A 15,191-nucleotide genomic window follows, 5' to 3' on the forward strand; every position below is an offset into this window, starting at 1 on the left:
AGTAGCCGCTCCCCGCGACAGCCGGTCACTCCGCCAGGCGGGCCAGCTCCTCGTCCACGACCTTCGGGTCGAGCTTCTTGAACAGCGGCACCGGGGGCGCGAGCTGCGTGCCCGGCTTGATCGGCCGGTGCTCCCAGCGGGCCGCCCCGTCGTACTCGCCCGTGATCACGGGGTACGGCTCGCCGCCGTCCTCGTCGACCTCGCGGATCTCCGGCATGCCCGACCACACGCCCTCGCCGCCGAGCATGGCGAAGACCTTGTTGGACGAGCTGGGCAGGAACGGCGTGAGCAGCGTCTTGGCGTCGTCGACGACCTGGAGCGCGACGTGCAGGATCGACTTCTGCCGCGCCGGGTCCTCCTTGAGCTTCCACGGCTCCTGCTCGGCGAGGTATTTGTTGGCCTCGCGGACCACGTCGAACGCCTCGGTGATGGCGTTCTTGAAACGCGACCTGTTCAGCTCCTGACCCACCGGCCCGAACGCGTTGCGAGAGCGCTCCAGCAGGGCCCGGTCGGCGTCGGTCAGGTCGCCCGCCTCGGGCACGGCGCCGAAGTTCTTCGCCGCCATCGAGATCGACCGGTTGACCAGGTTGCCCCAGGCCGCGACGAGCTCGCCGTTGTTGCGGTTGACGAACTCCTGCCAGGTGAAGTCGGTGTCCTGCGTCTCGGGGCCGGCCACCGCGATGTAGTAGCGCAGCGCGTCGGCGTCGTAGCGTGCCAGGAAGTCGCGCACGTAGATGACGACCTGGCGGGAGGAGGAGAACTTGCGGCCCTCCATCGTCAGGAACTCGCTGGAGACCACCTCGGACGGCACCTCGAGCGAGCCGAGCGAGCCCGGCGTGCCGCCGTTGTCACCCTGGCCGCTGTAGCCGAACAGCATCGCCGGCCAGATCTCGGCGTGGAAGACGATGTTGTCCTTGCCCATGAAGTAGTAGCCGCGGGCGTCGGGGTTCTGCCACCACTGGCGCCAGGCGTCGGGGTCGCCGGAGCGCCTGGCCCACTCGATGGAGGCCGACAGGTAGCCGATGACGGCGTCGAACCAGACGTAGAGGCGCTTGTTGGGCTGGTCGCGCCAGCCGTCGAGCGGGATCGGCACGCCCCAGTCGAGGTCGCGGCTGATCGCCCGGGGCTGCAGGTCACCGAGCAGGTTGAGCGCGAACTTCAGCACGTTGGGCCGCCACTCGCCCTGCTTGGACTGCAGGTAGGAGCCGAGCGTCTCGGTGAAGGCGGGCAGGTCGAGCATGAAGTGCTCGGTCTCGACGAACGTCGGCGTCTCGCCGTTGATGCGGCTCTTGGGGTTGATCAGCTGGATCGGGTCGAGCTGGTTGCCGCAGTTGTCGCACTGGTCGCCGCGGGCGCCGTCGTAGCCGCAGATGGGGCAGGTGCCCTCGATGTAGCGGTCGGGCAGGGTGCGGCCGGTCGAGGGCGAGATCGCGCCCATCGTGGTCTTGGGGAAGATGTAGCCGTTGGCGTGGAGACCCTTGAAGATCTCCTGCGTGACGGCGTAGTGGTTCTTCGTGGTCGTCCTGGTGAACAGGTCGTACGACAGGCCCAGGCCGGTGAGGTCTTCGGCGATGACCCGGTTGTAGCGGTCGGCGAGCTCCTTGGCGCTGACGCCTTCCTTGTCGGCCTGCACCTGGATGGGCGTGCCGTGCTCGTCGGTGCCGGACACCATCAGCACCTTGTTTCCCGCCATCCGCTGGTAGCGGCTGAAGACGTCGGACGGCACGCCGAACCCTGAGACGTGCCCGATGTGACGGGGGCCGTTAGCGTACGGCCACGCGACGGCGGTCAAGATGTGCTGGGACATATTCCTAAGCCTACGGGGATCGCTGTCCCCCTCGGACCCATTCCCCCTCCACGACACGCCCGGTCCACCAGGTCGGCCCATCTGGGGCTCCGACCCCCGTCTCCGGCACCCTCTGACACCCACGCCGATACCCCGCTCAGCTTGGCGGGATTAGTCGGCCTGCGGGAGTTGCGGACCTGCGGGAGGGTTGCCGGCCTGCGCCCTGCACGGGGGTCGCTGGAGGCGGGGGTCGCTGGCCTGCGAGGTGATGGCCTGCGGGTGGTGGAACTGTCGCCGTTGGTGCCGGGGTTGCCGCCGTTGCCGGCGTTGCCGATGGTGCCGGAGTCGCCGGTGGTGCAGGGTCCTCGGTGGGGCCGCGGGGGAAGCTCCCGGCGCCGCGTCGGCGGGAGGTGGTGCGGTGGAGCCCGGCGCGATCCGAACGGCGCCCGGGTGGGCCATGGAGGCCGGTCAACGAAGCGCCCCGTAACGGCGGCGCGCCACTGACCGGTCAGCGGCCGTTCCCCTGGACAGACACGAGCCAGGGTCGGCGGATGGCCGACCCTGGCAACGCGTAAAAGAAAGATGTCAAGCTTTTGATCTTTCCCGTGAGATCGCCTCGGCCGCCTCCTCAGCGGCGGCGGCCGCGCGGTCGATCGGCGTCTCGCGGGAGCGGCGGATGCCGAGGATGCTGACGAACAGCGACGCGAAGATCGTCTGGAAGCTCATGATCAAGGCCGTTGCCGACGGCACCACCAGTCGCAGCGACTCCCGCGGGTTCAGCTCGCCGAAGCTCCGCACCTGCCAGTGCACCAGCGACATCACCAGCCCCACCAGACCGGCCAGCGCCAGCAGCCCGCCGACGACGAGCCCCTTCTCCAGAGTGACGATGTCGATGATCTTACGGATCCGCGGCGACTCCGGCAGGAACCCCTCCTCGGCCGCGTAAACCTTCGTGAACAGCGCGAACAGCGCCGCCTGGAAGCCGATCACCACCAGCGCCGACGTCCCGACCAGGGTGTCGACGTCGAAGGCGAGCTCGCCGATCTCCACAGGACCGAAGGTCAGCGCGGTCCCCGCCACCAGGCCGATGATCATCATCAGCACGCCGGGGTAGAAGAACAGCCACTTCGGGCTGTAGAGGAGCAGGAAGCGCAGGTGGCGCCAGCCGTCGCGCCACGAGCGCAGGTGCGGCGGGCGGGAGCGGCCGTCGGGCGAGAGCGTTGTGGGCACCTCGCGCACGTCGTAGCCGGCCAGCGTGGAGCGGACCACCATCTCGGAGGCGAACTCCATGCCGCCCGTCTGCAGGTGCAGCTTCAGGATCGAGTCGCGCCTGAAGCCCCGCAGGCCGCAGTGAAAGTCGCCGATCGCCGACGGGAAGAACAGCCGGCCGATGAACGACAGCACCGGGTTGCCGAGGTAGCGGTGCAGCGGAGGCATGGCGCCGGGGGCGATGCCGCCCTTGAACCGGTTGCCCATGACCAGGTCCGCGCCGTCGCGCAGTTGTTCGACGAACGGCAGCAGTGAGGTGAAATCGTAGGAGTCGTCGGCGTCGCCCATGATGACGAACTTGCCGCGCGCCGCCCGGATGCCGCCCATGAGGGCGTTGCCGTAGCCCTTCTCCTCGACGTGGACCACGCGGGCGCCGGCGTCGCGGGCGAGCTGTTGAGAGCCGTCCGTGCTGCCGTTGTCGGCGATCAGGACTTCGCCCTCGATGCCGTGCTCCTCCATGCACGCCAGTGCCTTGCGCACACAGACTTCCACGGTCTCCGCCTCGTTGAGGCAGGGCATGACCACCGTCAGTTCCACGTGTCTACCCTTCAGTTAAGGCTGTTCCAGTGAACCATCATGCCCTGTGCCCGGAGGCGTTCGCGTCAAGACCCAAAATCGACCGTCAATCTTTACCGGAGCGCGAAGCAGGGACCTGGGATCTCAGCGAATCAATGGCGGCACGGCCGGAGACGCGCTAATGTCGGAATCGATCGAACGGGCGTGCGATAACCAAGCCGTCGAGTGAGATCAACATGGCGCTACAGGCGGCCGGGCCGGTCGTCTCAGGGCGTGGAGACCTCGGGATTGCCCGGTCTGTGAAGCGCCAAGCACCAGGGCCGCGCAAGCGGCTCCGGGATCCTCGCCTCTTTAGGCGAGGAGCAAGTCAAAAGAGCGAGTGATCCGGTTGCCGCATCGATCGAGAGCGATTAGGGTCGAGCCAGTCGAACGAGCAGGCGATAGCCAGTCGGACAAAGGGCGGCCGGGCCGGTCGTCTCAGGGCGTGGAGACCTCGGGGTCGCCCGGTCAGCGAAGCGCCAAGCACCCAACCGGGCAGCGGTTGAGGAATCCTCGTCGTCCAAGGCGAGGAGCAGGTCAAAGCATGGTGAGCGTCGCGGAGCAGAATACCCCTGTGGATTACTCCGCTCCCGGCCGGACAACTCGTTGGCGGTTGCTTCTGCACCGGCATCGGGTGTTCGCCGCGGCCTTCGGCGTCGGCGCCGTGCTGCGGCTCATCACCATGCTCGGTTACGGCCCTGCCATGTGGTTCAACGACTCCTACGAGTACGTCTCGGTGGCGCTGCACCCGAGGCCCCACCCGATCAGGCCGGACGGCTACAGCTTCTGGCTGATGCTGCTGAAGCCGTTCCACAGCTTCGCGCTGGTCACCTTCACGCAGCACCTGATGGGCCTGGCCACGGCGTGCCTGATCTACGCGCTGCTGCGGATCAAGTTCAGGCTGCCGAAGTGGGGCGCGACGCTGGCGGCGGCGCCGGTGCTGTTCGACGCGTACCAGATCCAGCTGGAGCAGCTGGTGATGTCGGACACCATGTTCACGCTGCTCGTGGTGGGCGTGATCACACTGGTGCTGTGGAAGCGGCGGCTGTCGTGGAAGGCGGGCGCGGTCGTCGGGTTCCTGCTGGCGCTGACGTGGCTGACGCGCTCGATCGGCCTGCCGATCCTGGCCCTGGTGGTGCTCTATCTGCTGGTCAGGCGGACGGGCTGGCGGCCCATCGCAGCGTTGATCACGGCGTGCGCGATCCCGGTGATGGCGTACATGGGCTGGTTCGCCTCGGCGTACGGCAAGTTCGCGATGACCAACAGCGACGGCCTCATCCTGTACATGCGGACGGCGATCTTCGCCGACTGCAACAAGATGAACATCGACAAGTACAAAGAGGTCCAGCTTCTCCTGCTGTGCATCAACGACCCGGTCGACCAGCGCAAAGAGTACGCACAGTGGTACCTGTGGGGCCAGGGCAGCCACGACGGCACGGCCACGGGCGAGGTGCTGCACCGATGGGGCATCCAGAAGAAGTGGAGCGAGATCACCAACGACGCGGCCAGCGCGTTCGCCACGCGGGCGATCACGTCGCAGCCGGGCGACTACCTGAAGGTCGTGGCGCGTGACTTCTTCCGCTCGTTCCACTGGGCGCGCCCGCGCTTCCCGGACGAGAACACCTACAACATGTACCAGTTCAAGCCGTACGTCGAACTCGACGAGAACGGCCAGCCCAAGCGGCTGCCGAAGTGGTCGTCGTACGCCGGCGGCCGCACCGACACCGACGCGTTCAGCTACGAGCAGGGCCCGCCGGAGACCCGCATCGTGCACCCGTGGGCCGACATCATGAGCGGCTACCAGAAGGTGTTCTACCTGCGCGGCATCATGCTCGGCGGGATCCTGCTGATCGGCCTGTACGGCGTCGCGGTGCGCTGGCGCAAGTTCGGCGGCGCGGTGGCGCTGCCCTGGCTGGGCGCGGTCGGGTTGCTGCTGGCCCCGGCGGCGACGGCCGAGTTCGACTACCGCTACGTGCTTCCGGCCGTCCCCCTGGCCTGCGTGGCGGCGGCGATCACGCTGCGCAAGGGCATCACTTGGGGGCGGCGGTCACCCAAGAGCGCATCAGCATCCGAGCCCACCACTCTGCCTGTGTGATCGTCTCGGCGGTCAGCACCGGATAGAGCCACCAGAAGTTGATCAGCACGATGAGCGCGAACGCCCCCACCGCCGCGGCCCCGGCCGCCCGGCGCGTGGGGGGAGCGCTCTCCCGGCCCAGGATCAGCCCCGCCACGAGCACGACCGCCAGCACCATGAACGGCACCACGGGGATCATGTAGAACAGGTACATCGTGCGGTTGTCGGCGATGGCGTAGTAGAACCACGGCAGCCAGCCGGCCGCGACCGTGAGCAGCACGGCCCCGGCCCGCCAGTCGCGCGACGACACGTACCACGCGATGAGGCCGAGCAGGGCCAGCACGGCGCCGTACCAGAGGGCCGGGGTGCCGACGCCGAGCACGGCCTGGGAGCACTTGTCGGCCCCGCACGCCGACGGCGGCAGGTTCGACGGGTAGTGGAACGAGACGGGGCGCAGCAGCAGCGGCCACGACCAGGGCTCGGACATGTAGGGGTGGTAGTCGTCCAGGCCGCTGTGGTAGCCGAGCACCTGCTTCTGGTACTCGAACCACGACCGCACCGAGTCGACCACGAAGAACAGCGGCCCTGACGAGGTGGCCTGCGCCCAGTTGCGCCCCCATCCCCCGGCGGTGGCGAACCAGCCCGACCAGCTCGCCATGAACACCGCGGCGGGCACGAGCGCCATCGCGGCCACCCCGCCGGGCACGTCGTACGACAGCGCCCCCCGGTACGGCTCCCGCAGCCCCAGCGCCCGCCTGGCCCCCATGTCCCACATCACGGTGAGCACCGCGAACGCGAGGAGGAAGAAGATCCCCGACCACTTGACCGCGCAGGCCGCCCCCAGGCAGGCCCCGGCGGCCAGCCGCCAAGGCCGCAGCCCGAGCCGCGGGCCCAGCTCGGTGACGGGCGCGCTCTCGTACCAGTCGACCAGCCGGCTGCGTGCCCAGTCCCGGTCGGCCACCAGGCAGGCGAACCCGGCCAGCACCCAGAACATCAGGAAGATGTCCAGCAGCGCCGTCCGCGACAGCACCAGGTGCAGCCCGTCGAGCGCCAGCAGCAGCCCGGCGAGGCAGCCGAGCAGCGTGGAGCGGGTCATCCTGCGCGCCACCCGGGCCAGGATCAGGATGGAGAGCGTGCCGGCGAGGGCGGCGGCGAAGCGCCAGCCGAAGGGGTTCATGCCGAACAGCTGCTCGCCGACGGCGATCATCCACTTGCCCAGCGGGGGGTGCGCCACGAAGGAGGCGCAGTCGGCGGGCTCGGGGCACTGTTTGAAGATGTCCAGGTTGCCGGTGATGAGGCGCCGGTCGGCGACGGGGTTCTTGGCATCGCCCAGGGTGACCCGCTCGACACCGTACTTGAGCAGCGAGTACGCGTCCTTGATGTAGTAGGTCTCGTCGAAGACCACGGCCCTGGGCTCGCCGAGCCGGACGAAACGCAGCACGCCGCCGAAGATCACGACGAGGAGCGGCCCGATCCAGCCCAGCAGGGCGGATCCCTGGATCGGCGGGACCAATCGCCGCGGCGAAACCCCCCAGTTCCTCACGATGCGCACTATAGGCGCTTGTGAACTAGCTCATACAGCTCTCGCTTGGGGACGCCCGCCTCCTTGGCCACCTCGGCGATGGCCAGCTTGCGCTGGGAGCCCTCCGCGACCCTGCGGTCCACCTCGGCGACCAGCCCCTCCATGTCCTGCTCGCCCGCGCCGGGCACGTGGCCGGCGACCACGACCGTGATCTCGCCCTTGACGCCCGCGGCCGCCCACTCGGCCAGCTCGCCGAGCCCGCCGCGGCGCACCTCCTCGTACGTCTTGGTCAGCTCGCGGCACACCGCGGCCGGCCGGTCGGGGCCGAACGCCTCGGCCATGGCCTCCAGCGAGCTCGCCAGCCGGTGCGGCGACTCGAAGAAGACCATCGTGCGCTCCTCGGCCGCCAGCGCGGCCAGGCGGCGGGCCCGGTCGCCGGGCTTGCGCGGCGGGAACCCCTCGAAGCAGAACCGGTCGCTGGCCAGCCCCGACACGGCCAGGGCGGTGGTGACGGCGCTCGGCCCCGGCAGGGCGGTGACCGTGATGCCCGCGTCGACCGCGAGGCGGGTCAGGCGGTAGCCGGGGTCGGAGACGCCCGGCATGCCGGCGTCCGTGATGACCACGACCGTGCGGCCCTCCTTGAGCGTCTCCAGGAGCTCCTCGGCCCGGGCCGCCTCGTTCTGGTCGTAGTAGGACACCACCCGGCCCGCGATCTCGACGCCCAGGTCGGCCGCGAGCCTGCGCAGCCGCCTGGTGTCCTCGGCGGCCACGACGTCGGCGCTCGCGAGCACCTCCCGCAGCCGCGGCGAGACGTCGCCCGCCTGGCCGATAGGGGCTCCTGCCAGCACCAACCTGCCGTCTCCAGTCACCTGACCATTGTGGCAGGGCATCCCAATTGCACCGTCTTTCTCCGTTCCCTACGTACCTCTTACGCCCGAGCCCCGTACGATGTCCGAATGGCGGTGACCGATTCCCCGTACCAGGCCTACGACAAGTCGGAGGTCGGCGAGAGCCTTCCTCAGACTCGGTCCGTGCGCGATCGGGTCATACCTCCCATGCGCGGCAGCGTGTTGTGGGGGTGGGTCGGCCCGCTGCTGGTCACTCTGTTCGGCGGGATCCTGCGTTTCCTCAACCTCGGCCATCCCAGGGCCGTGGTGTTCGACGAGACGTACTACATGAAAGACGCGTTCTCGCTGATCACGTGGGGCGTCGAGCGAGTGACGATCAAGGACGCGGACAAGGCGATCCTGGCCGACAACCTCAACATCTGGGAGAAGTGCACGCAGGAGACGCTCGACAAGTGCGCCTCCTACGTGGTGCACCCGCCGCTGGGCAAGTGGATGATCGGCGTCGGCGAGTGGATGTTCGGGCTCAACCCGTTCGGCTGGCGCTTCGCCGCGGCCGTGATCGGCACGCTGTCCATCCTCGTCCTGGCCCGGGTGGCGCGCAGGATGACGCGCTCGACGCTGCTCGGCTGCTTCGCCGGGCTGCTGCTGGCGCTCGACGGCCTCCACTACGTGCTGTCGCGGACGGCGCTGCTGGACATCTTCCTGATGTTCTGGGTGCTGGCGGCGTTCGCTTGCCTGGTGGTCGACCGGGATCAGGCGCGGGAGCGGCTGGTCGCCTGGTACGAGACGTCGCCGGTGTCGCCGTACGGGCCGGCGCTGGGGATCAGGTGGTGGCGCATCGGCGCCGGCGTGTGCCTGGCCCTGGCGATGTCGGTCAAGTGGTCGGGGCTGTTCTTCGCGGTGGCGTTCGCGGCCATGTCGCTGATGTGGGACTTCGGGGCGCGGCGGGCGCTGGGGTTGCGACATCCGTACGCGGGGGCGTTCAGCAAGGACGTGCCGCAGGGGCTCGCGGCGTTCACGATCGTACCGTTCGTCGCCTACATGTTGACCTGGATCGGCTGGTTCGCGACGAGCACCGGCTACGGGCGCAACTGGGATCAGGCCACCTCGTCCGGGCCGTTCTTCTTCCTCTTCGACTCGATGCGGTCGTGGGTCAAGTACCAATGGCAGGTCTTCACCTTCCACAGCGGCCTGGAGACCTCGCATCCCTACATGTCGGAGCCGTGGCAGTGGCCGCTGCTGCTGCGTCCCGTCGCCTTCTACTACGAGGGCAGACAGAACACCTGCGGCGTCAAGGACTGCTCGGAGGCGGTGCTCGGCGTCGGCACGCCGGTGATCTGGTTCGGCGCGGTGGCCGCGCTGGTGGCGCTGATCGCCTACTACGTCTCCTCCCGCGACTGGCGGGCCGGGGCCGTGCTGCTGGCGTACGCGATGGGGTGGCTACCGTGGTTCTACTTCGCCTTCGCCGACAACCGCACGATGTTCCTGTTCTACGCCATCCCGATGGTGCCGTTCATGGTGCTGGCCATCACGTTGTGCGCGGGGCTGCTGATCGGGCCGTCCAGGCCCACGGCCACGGGGGCCATGCCGCTGCGGCGTACGATCGGGGCGGCGGTCGTCGGCGCCTTCGCTCTGCTAGCGTTGATCAACTTCTGGTGGTTGCACCCGATCCTGTCCGGCGAGTTGATCCCGTACACCGAGTGGAAGGCCCGCATGTTGTTTGAAAAACGATGGATCTGACCCGGTTACAGCCTGCTCATTAGTGCTTTCTTAGGGTAGTCACTGTGCAAGACCCAATGTGGACCGGATTCGGTCATCGTCAGGCCAGGGGTCGATACGGCAAACTTCGAGGCATGAGTGCACCGGATGTCACCGCCCTTCTCGCCGAGTTGGAGCGCTCTCACCCGGACCTGGCCGACGACGCCAGGACCGCAGTCGAATGGTTGACGGGTGGGGAACCCCTGGAGACGGTGACCCAGCTCGATGTCTGCGAGTTCCTCTGGTACACGTTGCCGCTCAAGGTGGGCGGCGACCACGAGCGACTGGCACGCTCGCTCGGACGACTCCTCCAGCTGGGCGGACTGGACCGGTACGCCGCCCTGTGCGTGTCCCCCACGACCGTGCAGATCCTGCGCACCTACGCCCTGGAGGGCGAGGACGCCGGCACCAACGCCTACCAGCAGGCGCTCGAGGCCACGGGCGTGCTCCCGCCCGACGTGCCGGAACTCCAGTGGAGCATGATCATGGGACCGGAGGAGCTGGGCGCGCACCTCGCCTGCTCCGCGGCTCTGGAGCTGGCCATCGTCTCCGGCGAGAAGGTCGACCGGGCCTCGCTGACCCGCCGCTGGCTCACCGAGCCGCGGGCCGAGCTGGGCGGCGACAGCTGGCTCAACCGGGTGCACGGCGAGCGGCTCAACCGCTGGGTGCTGGGGCGGGGCCCGGCGAGGAGGGAGCTGGCGCAGCCGTTCGAGGTGCGCCTGCACGCGCCCGTCACGCCGCAGCCCCTGCCCGCCCTGCGCGGGCTGCTCTCCCTGGCCGACAAGGAGGGCACGCTGCCGCTGCGGCTGGCGCCCTCGCCCGAGGCGCTCAGGCTGCGCGAGCTTGCCGAGCGGGAGCTGGGCGCGATCAGCCGCGACGGCGCGCGGCTGGCCATCACCGACTACGGCAGGCGGCTGCTGAATTCGCCCGACGACATGTGGGCGGCGGTCACCAGGCTGCTGCTGGCCAAGGGCGAGCACGAGTTCGAGGTGTCGGCCAGGGAGGCCGCGCTCATGCTGCTCGCCGACGGCACGCTGATGTCGCCCGCCCACCTGCGTGAGCGGGTCGCGGAGGTGGTCGGGGGCGAGGGCTGGCATCCGGCCACGAGCGTGCAGGACGTCGCCCGCCCGGTGGCGGACCTGGTCGCCCAGCTGACGGCGCTGGGGCTGGCGTTCAGCGACGAGCTGGCGGTGCGGATGGACCGGCCGGGGCAGCTCGCGGCCCTGGCGGCGCTGCGGGCCCACGCCCTGCGCCCCAGGAAATACGTCAGCTCGGGCCGGCCCACTGGCTCCGGCTGACGCCTCTCACCCTCGGGGCACCCGGCCGAGGGCGCGCTTGAAGTCGGGGCATTCCACCAGCGGGTCGTGCTCGCAGACGGCCGCGTGGCGCAGGCTGTCGCGCAGCCGGGTCAGCTGCGCGACCCGCGCGTCCACCTCGCGCTCCTTGGCCGCCATGCGCTCGCGCAGCCGCGTGTCCGACGGCCGGGCGCGCAGGACCTGGGCGATCTCGGCGAGCGTGAACCCCGCGTCCCGGGCGCAGGTGATCATCGCCAGCCGGTCCAGCGTCTCCGGCCGGTACGCCCGCCGCAGCCCGTTGCGTCCCTCGGCCTCGATAAGGCCCTTGCGCTCGTAGAACCGCAGTGCGGACGGCGCGAGCCCGCTCCGCCTGGCCACCTCGCCGATGTCGAGCAACGTGTCCGCCATGGTCATCTGGCCCCCCTTGACTTGAACCGCGCTTCAAGTAGCAGCCTAGCCGCATGAAGATTCACCACCTCAACGTCGGCTCCATGCGGGAGATCGACTCGCTCGACGACCGCCCGGCCGCACCGGCGGTCTGCCACGCCCTGCTCGTCGAGACCCCGGCGTCCGGGCTCGTGCTGGTGGAGACCGGTCTCGGCACGGACGACGTGACCCGGCCCGGAGAGCTGCTGGAACGCGAATGGACGGAGCTCGTCCAGCCGGCACTGACGCCCGCCGAGACCGCCGTGCGGCAGATCGCGGCGCTCGGCCACGACCCGGCCGACGTACGCCACATCGTGCTCACCCACCTGGACGTCGACCACAGCGGCGGCCTGCCCGACTTCCCCGACGCCCAGGTGCATGTCATGGAGGCGGAGGTGAAGGCCGCGTTCGCGGAGGCGCCGAACCGCCGCTACCGCCCCGGCCACTGGGCGCACGGGCCGCGCTGGGTCACCTATCCCGTCACGGGCACACGCTGGCTGGGCGTGGAGGGGGTGCGGCCGCTGGAGGGCCTGCCCGAGGAGATCCTGCTCGTGCCGCTGGACGGGCACACGAGGGGGCATGCCGGGGTGGCGGTCCACGACGGCGACCGGTGGCTGCTGCACGCCGGGGACGCGTACTTCTACCACGGCGAACTGCTCCGAGAGCCCCGCTCCCACCCGCTGATGGACATCGTGCAGCTCGACTCGCAGGTCGACGCCGAGCGCCGGGTGTCGAGCCAGGAGCGCCTGCGCTCGCTCGTCCACGATCACGGGGTGACGGTCTTCTCCGCCCACGACCCCTGGGAGCTGGCCGGCTTCCTCCCATAGAACACACGAGAGCGCCCGCCCTCTGGGAGGGCGGGCGCTCAACGAGTGCGTACCGGTGTGCAGGTCGCCTCTCGGCGAAAGGCACAACGCGGCTCCAGCCGAACGGTAGTCCGCGAAGGCAATAGGTGAGGCCCGGGGACACTGGACACACCGGCCACGATGTATGTAACCACACCTCCCCGCGGAACATTCCCCGGCTCGCCGAGCAATTTTCCGGGGGTACTCCTCCTGGTGACGCGGCGGCGAGGCATTCCTGCCGAGGAGCCGGGCAGTTTCCCGGGACATGGGTACCAGATCGTGGGTCACGGGCGGCCCGGTCAACTCGCCCTTCGCCTCGCCCTCCGGGCTGATCGGCCGGCTGGCGGGACGGTTCATGTACTACACCAACCGGCAGGAGGAGGTCCTGCCCGTTCTCGACCTGCGACCGGGAGAGAGCGTGCTGGAGGTCGGGTACGGCCCCGGCGCGCTCATCCGGCTGCTCGGCCGCACCGATGCCGGCCGGGTCTGCGGCGTCGATCCCTCGCCCGACATGCTCAAGCTGGCGGCACGCCGGGCGGGCGGCGCCGACCTGCGGCTGGGCACCGCGTCCGACACCGGCTTCCCCGACGGGAGCTTCGACTGCGTGGTCACGGTCAACACCGTGGCGCTCTGGCCGGACCTGATGGACGGCCTGCGGGAGCTGCGCCGCGTCACCCGCGCCGGCGGCCGGGTGGTGATCGCCTGGCACGGCGGCAGCGCGCGGTCCAGGATCGCGAAGACCCTGCGGCTGCCCGAGGACAAGCTGGCGCGGATCGCGGAAGGGCTGTCGGAGCTGTTCGACGAGGTGAAGCGCCACGAGCTGAAGAACCTGACGGTCTTCGCCGCCCGTGACGGATCATGAGCCCTTGAGGCGGGCCGCTCTGGCGTGCAGGTAGCGCTGCTGCGGGAAGCTCATGGCGCGCCTGGCCGCCTCCTCGTACGCCTCCCGCGCCCCCGCGCGGTCGCCGGCCATCTCCAGCAGGTGAGCCCGGACGGCGTGCATCCGGTGGTCACCGGCGACGCGTTCGTCGGAGCGGAGCAGGTCCAGCCGCTCCAGCCCGGCCTCCGGGCCGCGGGACATGGCCACGGCGACAGCGTGGTTGAGCGCCACCACCGGGTTGTCCGACATCCGCATGAGCAGCTCGTACAACGCGGTGATCTGCGGCCAGTCGGTCTCCTCCGCGCTCGGCGCCTCGTCGTGCAGCGCCGCGATGGCGGCCTGCAACTGGTACGGCCCGACGGCTCCCCGGGCCAGCGCTCCGGTGACGAGCGCGACGCCCTCCTCGATCTGCGCGGCGTTCCAGAGGCTGCGATCCTGCTCGGCCATGGGGACCAGCGCCCCGTCGGGGCCGGTGCGCGCGGGCCGTCGCGCGTCAGTGAGCAGCATGAGCGCGAGCAGCCCGGCCACCTCGGCGTCGTCCGGCATCAGCCGGTGGACCATGCGGGCCAGCCTGATCGCCTCGGCCGTCAACTCGGCGCGCTGGAGGTCGGGCCCGGACGTGCTGGAGTACCCCTCGTTGAAGATCAGGTAGAGCACGTGGAGCACGGCGCGGAGCCGTTCGGCGCGCTCGGACTCGCGGGGCGGCCGGAACGGCACGCCGCTGTCCCTGATGCTCTGCTTGGCCCGGGTGATGCGGCGCGTCATGGTCCCCTCGGGCACCAGGAACGCGCGGGCGATCTCCGCGGTGGTCAGGCCGCCGACGGCGCGCAGCGTGAGCGCGATCTGGGACGCCGGCGACAGCGACGGGTGGCAGCACATGAACAGCAGGACGAGCGTGTCGTCCGTCGCGGCGATCGGCTGGTCGGCGGCGGGCGCGAGCCAGTCGCCCGGCAACGCCCTCGCGGCCACGGCGTCCTCGCGGCGGCGGCGCGCCTGCTCGCTGCGCAGCAGATCGGTCAGCCGCCGCGCGGCCACCGTGATCAGCCAGGCGCGCGGGTCGTCCGGCACGCCCTCCTCCGGCCACCGCACGGCTGCGGCGACCAGCGCCTCCTGTACGGCGTCCTCGGCGGTGGCGAAATTCCCGTACCGCCGGACGAGCGCGCCGAGGACCTGCGGCGCCAGCTCGCGCAGCAGGTCCTCTGCCCCGGTGCCGGCGATCAGAACCCCAGGTCCGCGCTGGAGTCGATGATGGGCCGGACGTCGGAGTAGGCGTCGTACGCGTCGCCGGGGTGCGGGGCCTGCCCGAGGCGGGCGGCGATCTCGGTGGCCCGGTCGAAACTCTCGCACTCGACGATCCAGTAGCTCGCCAGCACCTCCTGGGTCTCCGCGTAGGGGCCGTCGGTGACGAACGGCACGCCGTCACGGGAGCCGAGCCTGCGGGTGTGGACGGGAGCCGCCAGGCCACGGGTCTCGACCAGCTCGCCGGACTCCTCCAGCTCCTTGTTGACCGACATCATGAACTGCTTCAGTGCCGCCAGGACCTCCGGGGACCAGGCGGGCCCTCCGGTGTCCTTGCCTGCCACGGCGTCGTAGTCCCGCTGGGAAGCGTACGCAAGGATCATGTACTTCATCGCCGGTGTCCTCTCTTTCGCGCCTTCAGCAGGGACGTCGGAGCCGGGGCGGCGCACCGGACATCAGGCCCGGGCGATCGAGGGGGCGCATGCCCTTGTCCTTCCCGATGGCCTCGACCGGGGATGTCCTCGCTCTGCTGCGGATCCATCGCAGCAGCCGCTCGGCCAGTTCGCCACCGGGCCACTCGCGCGGCGTCTGGAGCAGCGACAACAGGGTCAGGAGGCGGGACTCGCTCATGGATCCAGAATGCCCGCCCATGTAGGACAGGTTCTGACCTACTCCCGAAATAGCGTGCTCTTAT

At 69.9% G+C, this 15,191-nt stretch carries 13 protein-coding genes; 5 read left to right on the forward strand and 8 right to left on the reverse strand.

The genetic code is table 11. The annotated features are described in order from the left end of the window. Positions 1-25: 25 nt before the first annotated feature. Positions 26-1,807, reverse strand: a complete 1,782-nt coding sequence (gene metG, locus ID574_RS31905) for a methionine--tRNA ligase (protein WP_188192678.1) — start codon at positions 1,805-1,807, stop codon at positions 26-28. 564 nt (positions 1,808-2,371) lie between these two features. Beyond that, entirely contained in the window at positions 2,372-3,592 is a 1,221-nt protein-coding gene (locus ID574_RS31910; protein WP_188192679.1) for a glycosyltransferase family 2 protein, read from the reverse strand. A gap of 592 nt (positions 3,593-4,184) precedes the next feature. Here ID574_RS31910 and ID574_RS31915 point away from each other — a divergent pair. After that, complete coding sequence (locus ID574_RS31915) at positions 4,185-5,705, forward strand: hypothetical protein (RefSeq protein ID WP_188192680.1); 1,521 nt, start codon at positions 4,185-4,187, stop codon at positions 5,703-5,705. Here the strand turns inward: ID574_RS31915 and ID574_RS31920 are convergent. Both ID574_RS31920 and rsmI read right to left on the reverse strand, forming a co-directional pair. Beyond that, the gene (locus tag ID574_RS31920) at positions 5,641-7,227 is read right to left on the reverse strand and encodes a dolichyl-phosphate-mannose--protein mannosyltransferase (RefSeq protein ID WP_223167267.1); all 1,587 of its coding nucleotides are present in this window, start codon (positions 7,225-7,227) and stop codon (positions 5,641-5,643) included. The two genes, ID574_RS31915 and ID574_RS31920, sit on opposite strands and share 65 nt — an antisense overlap. Positions 7,228-7,235: 8 nt before the next feature. Beyond that, positions 7,236-8,096 (reverse strand): 16S rRNA (cytidine(1402)-2'-O)-methyltransferase, encoded by an 861-nt coding sequence (gene rsmI / locus ID574_RS31925; RefSeq protein ID WP_188192681.1) that lies wholly within the window; start codon positions 8,094-8,096, stop codon positions 7,236-7,238. Positions 8,097-8,162: 66 nt separating this feature from the next. Between rsmI and ID574_RS31930 the strand changes: the two genes are divergently transcribed. Next, a complete protein-coding gene (locus ID574_RS31930) occupies positions 8,163-9,794 on the forward strand; it encodes a dolichyl-phosphate-mannose--protein mannosyltransferase (protein ID WP_188192682.1) in 1,632 nt (543 codons plus the stop codon). Positions 9,795-9,907: 113 nt separating this feature from the next. Then, the gene (locus ID574_RS31935) at positions 9,908-11,110 is read left to right on the forward strand and encodes a hypothetical protein (protein WP_188192683.1); all 1,203 of its coding nucleotides are present in this window, start codon (positions 9,908-9,910) and stop codon (positions 11,108-11,110) included. A 6-nt stretch (positions 11,111-11,116) separates the two neighbouring features. Here the strand turns inward: ID574_RS31935 and ID574_RS31940 are convergent, their stop codons facing one another. Then, complete coding sequence (locus tag ID574_RS31940) at positions 11,117-11,521, reverse strand: MerR family transcriptional regulator (RefSeq protein ID WP_223167269.1); 405 nt, start codon at positions 11,519-11,521, stop codon at positions 11,117-11,119. A gap of 47 nt (positions 11,522-11,568) precedes the next feature. On the opposite strand from ID574_RS31940, the gene ID574_RS31945 reads away from it, so the two are divergent. Both ID574_RS31945 and ID574_RS31950 read left to right on the forward strand, forming a co-directional pair. Then, complete coding sequence (locus ID574_RS31945; RefSeq protein WP_188192684.1) at positions 11,569-12,360, forward strand: MBL fold metallo-hydrolase; 792 nt, start codon at positions 11,569-11,571, stop codon at positions 12,358-12,360. 283 nt (positions 12,361-12,643) lie between these two features. Further along, positions 12,644-13,240, forward strand: a complete 597-nt coding sequence (locus tag ID574_RS31950; RefSeq protein ID WP_188192685.1) for a class I SAM-dependent methyltransferase — start codon at positions 12,644-12,646, stop codon at positions 13,238-13,240. Here ID574_RS31950 and ID574_RS31955 read toward each other — a convergent pair. The 3 genes from ID574_RS31955 to ID574_RS60315 are packed head-to-tail and all read right to left on the reverse strand — an operon-like array spanning position 13,235 to position 15,127. Then, positions 13,235-14,476 (reverse strand): RNA polymerase sigma factor, encoded by a 1,242-nt coding sequence (locus ID574_RS31955; protein WP_188192756.1) that lies wholly within the window; start codon positions 14,474-14,476, stop codon positions 13,235-13,237. The genes ID574_RS31950 and ID574_RS31955 overlap by 6 nt on opposite strands. Continuing rightward, entirely contained in the window at positions 14,476-14,889 is a 414-nt protein-coding gene (locus tag ID574_RS31960) for a YciI family protein (RefSeq protein ID WP_188192686.1), read from the reverse strand. Before ID574_RS31960 ends, ID574_RS31955 begins: the two co-directional genes overlap by 1 nt. 25 nt (positions 14,890-14,914) lie before the next feature. Beyond that, a complete protein-coding gene (locus ID574_RS60315; RefSeq protein ID WP_223167270.1) occupies positions 14,915-15,127 on the reverse strand; it encodes a hypothetical protein in 213 nt (70 codons plus the stop codon). Positions 15,128-15,191 lie beyond the last annotated feature (64 nt).

The organism is Nonomuraea sp. SYSU D8015 (assembly GCF_008065375.1).
GTDB lineage: Bacteria > Actinomycetota > Actinomycetes > Streptosporangiales > Streptosporangiaceae > Nonomuraea.

Excerpts from the sequence above, each read along its gene's own strand:
- metG (WP_188192678.1), bottom strand. The coding sequence starts at position 1,807 with ATGTCCCAGCACATCTTGACCGCCGTCGCGTGGCCGTACGCTAACGGC.
- rsmI (WP_188192681.1), bottom strand. The coding sequence starts at position 8,096 with ATGCCCTGCCACAATGGTCAGGTGACTGGAGACGGCAGGTTGGTGCTG.
- ID574_RS31930 (WP_188192682.1), top strand. The coding sequence starts at position 8,163 with ATGGCGGTGACCGATTCCCCGTACCAGGCCTACGACAAGTCGGAGGTC.
- ID574_RS31935 (WP_188192683.1), top strand. The coding sequence starts at position 9,908 with ATGAGTGCACCGGATGTCACCGCCCTTCTCGCCGAGTTGGAGCGCTCT.
- ID574_RS31940 (WP_223167269.1), bottom strand. The coding sequence starts at position 11,521 with ATGACCATGGCGGACACGTTGCTCGACATCGGCGAGGTGGCCAGGCGG.
- ID574_RS31945 (WP_188192684.1), top strand. The coding sequence starts at position 11,569 with ATGAAGATTCACCACCTCAACGTCGGCTCCATGCGGGAGATCGACTCG.
- ID574_RS31950 (WP_188192685.1), top strand. The coding sequence starts at position 12,644 with ATGGGTACCAGATCGTGGGTCACGGGCGGCCCGGTCAACTCGCCCTTC.
- ID574_RS31960 (WP_188192686.1), bottom strand. The coding sequence starts at position 14,889 with ATGAAGTACATGATCCTTGCGTACGCTTCCCAGCGGGACTACGACGCC.
- ID574_RS60315 (WP_223167270.1), bottom strand. The coding sequence starts at position 15,127 with ATGAGCGAGTCCCGCCTCCTGACCCTGTTGTCGCTGCTCCAGACGCCG.